General features: G+C 44.8%; 2 protein-coding genes. Both read left to right on the top strand.

Annotated features, from left to right (window positions below):
* Positions 1–38: 38 nt before the first annotated feature.
* Positions 39–2,453, top strand: coding sequence for a fimbria/pilus outer membrane usher protein (locus CAG69_RS16520; protein WP_161445217.1), 2,415 nt, complete (start codon positions 39–41; stop codon positions 2,451–2,453).
* Positions 2,450–3,377: Csu type fimbrial protein (locus CAG69_RS16525; RefSeq protein WP_161445219.1), on the top strand; the 928-nt coding region annotated here is incomplete at its 3' end. The genes CAG69_RS16520 and CAG69_RS16525, both read left to right, overlap by 4 nt.

The raw sequence follows: 3,377 nt of genomic DNA on the forward strand, positions 1-3,377 counted from the left end.
TATCGAAGGTAAGCGTTACGTTATTCCACTCGAACAAAATGAATAAGATTTTATATTTATCTTGTTTATTTACCAGTATGACGTCTGGCGTGGGTTGGTGCGATAACGTAGTGACCCATTTATCGCAGTTACCTAGCCCTGAAAACTTTTCTTATGAGAACTTTGAAAATATTCATTTGTCGTTAGAACTAGTCATTAATCAACGACCGACTGGTTTAATCTCGGATGTTGAACGTAAAGGCGAGCGTTACTTCGTGTATAGAGACGATTTACTGTCTGCTGGCGTGGTCGCGGATGTATTACCTGGAACCCAAGAGAAGTTAGACATAACATCAATATCGGGTGTAGAGGTCGATTATTTGCAATCGTCACTGCAATTATCAATCACAGTGCCTCCGAATTGGTTGCCGATGCAACGCTTTTCTGCGCAGAACAGGAGGCGTTTTTCCCCCGCTAAATTCGGAACTGGTGGGTTATTCAATTACAGTATGTTTGGTGTTTATGATCACGAGAGTAGTCAAAAAGAAGTATCTATTAACCACGAATTGAGAGCCTTTTCTGAATTCGGCGTACTTTCTACGACGGGAATATTTAAATCTAATCTTCATCGAGACGTTCAAGCGCAACAAAGTAATAAATATACACGCTTCGACACGAGGTACGAATATGTTGATCAAAGTCGTCGATTGCGCTTTGAAGTAGGGGATTACATTGTGAGGCCCCTTGCGTGGAGTCAACCAGTTCGAATGGCTGGTATTCAACTCTCACATGACTTCTCTATGCGTCCAGATGTGGTTACCGCCCCTTTACCTGCATTTTATGGCGAAGTAACAGCTCCCACGACGTTAGATTTATTTGTAAACGGATTAAAAACCGATTCAATGTTTGTGGGGCCGGGACCGTTTGTTATTAATGATATTCCAATGGTATCGGGAGCTGGTGAAGCCACAGTGATTGCAACGGATGCCCAGGGAAGGCGGACTGCAATGACCAGTCCATTTTTCCTTTCAGCTAACTTGCTGAAGGCTAACTATACCTCTTACAACGCCAGTTTTGGTGCTTTACGCCAAAACTATGGCAACGCTTCAAATGACTATGGCGATGGTGCTGTTGTCGCAGCTGCGAGGCACGGAATGACAAACTGGCTAACGTTGGAGGCACAAACCGAAGCGAAAGATGACTTAATTGTTGCGGGAGTCGGTTTTGTTACCAATCTATTCAATATGGGAACGATTGATGGGGCGGTAAGGTTTAGCAATTATGAGCAGAGAGCGAGTTCCTATTCAGTTGGTTATAGTTATCAATCTCGAATGTTTAGCTTTGCCGCTCGTACCCAAGTTGAGAGCGAGGGATTTTACACGCTCTCCCAAACACCAGAGAGCTTGAGAAGTGATGACACTAACGATCGAGAGAATTTGTCTCGGCATGTCTCTCAGATAAATGTTGGCACCCGGCTGAATGAGTGGGGTTCGTTATCAGGGGGATACTTTGATGTTCAGCAAACCGACTCTCGATCGAGAATACTTAATGTAACTTACAGCCGCTCGCTTCCGTTCGATATCAACATGTCATTATCGTTTAATCGAAACATCGGTGGGGAGGCCGTTACGTTAGCACAATTCTCATTACCTTTGAGCGCCTTCTCTGGTAGTGCGGGATTAACCATGAAGCGTGAAAGCGATGGTCATCTTAGTGGCCGTGCTAGTGTTAGTCGACTTGCGCCGATTCGAGGTGGTTGGGGAATCAACTTAGCGCATGATATTAATGAAAAGCCTGACAATAGAAAGCAGGCCGATGTTACTTACCGAGCCTCTTGGGCGGAGTTCCGAGCGGGCTTAAATGGGACGAGTGGTAATTACGATTATTTTGCCGAAATGTCGGGTTCGGTTGCGTCACTCGATGGTGAAATATTCCCTGCAAATAATGTGTACGATAGTTTCGCTGTTGTCAGTACTAGCGGTTTTGAAGGTGTGCCCGTCAAATATGAGAATCAAGTCGTTGGATTGACTGATGATGACGGTTACTTACTTGTGCCGTGGGCAATGGCATATTACACCGCAAAATATGAAATTGATCCGCTTAGATTACCAGCCAATGCTTTTTTCCCAACAACAGAACAATACGCGTCGATACATTCTGGGTATGGCTATTTGCTCGAGTTCCCAATAGCTTTGCAAGTTGCGTTAAGTATGGAGGTTGTTGATGAAAATGACGCCTACTTGCCGTTAGGAACTTATGGTCAATCGGATACTGGAGTGGTAGGGCAAATTGGTTGGGATGGAGTGACGTATTTTGAGGGGCGTAATGTAGGTGAGTACATTATCTTTTACCCCGAAGGCTTTCCACCATGTAAAGTATTTATAACGGGACTCTATCAAACACGGAGCGAGAAAATACAGACATTAGGTAAACAAGTCTGCACGAAAGAGCAAAAAGCAGAGGTACAATTATGAGTCGGTATTCTCGTTATCTTTGGTTTTTTCTTCTTTTTATATCGTCCGGTAACATGGCTTGTGAGCACACTGCGCCGACGCCTTTGATTCAATTTGGAAGCGTTTCCTCGCTTACCGTTTCAACTATTCAGCAACAGAGCTCAGCCCAGCCTCACGCAGGGATAACGTGTGACTTTTCTACACTTGTTTCTTTGTTGAGTGGCGATTATGTGTCTGCAACGTTTAACAGCGCTAACGATGGGCGGTTGCTTAATGCGGCGGATATCAGTTCGGAACTTAGCTATCAGATTTTTGGAGACCCAAGCCTTTCGCAAGAGTACATTTTTGGCCAAACTTACAATTTTTTTGAAATTGGGCTGCTCGATTTACTAGGTTTATTTGGCACTCAAGCTGAATTTCCGCTTTATGCTCGGACAGGAGCTGGTAGTAATCTCTCAGCAGGGACTTATCGAGACCAAATTACGGTGTCTTGGATTTGGAATTATTGCTCAGGAATTGGAGTTGGAGGCGTATGTCTTGGGCGAGAAACAGGCAATGCACAAAGCTTGATTACGGTAGAGTTGGAAGTCACTCCCGATTGTATGATCACGGCGCCAGATATTAATTTTGGTTCATCACCATTGGTGGCAGGTTTTGACCCTGTCAGTCAGGTTATATCATTAACCTGCACCAAGAATAGTGCTTTTACCATTGGTTTAAACGACGGTGTGAATGCCTCCGGAGGCCAACGACGCATGGCATCTGGCGGTAACTATTTGGAGTATGAAATCTATAAATCCTCATCGACGGAGCGGTGGGGGGGTACTGGTTCTGAACGTCGTGAACAGAGCGATGTGGATACGGGTGACACTATTCCCGATGGCATCACTCCGCAGAACTTCAATTATCGCGCAGAGATAATAACAAGCCAAACCACCCCACCAG

The organism is Vibrio sp. V43_P6S15P86, from assembly GCF_009904725.1.
Classification (GTDB): Bacteria; Pseudomonadota; Gammaproteobacteria; order Enterobacterales; family Vibrionaceae; genus Vibrio; species Vibrio diabolicus.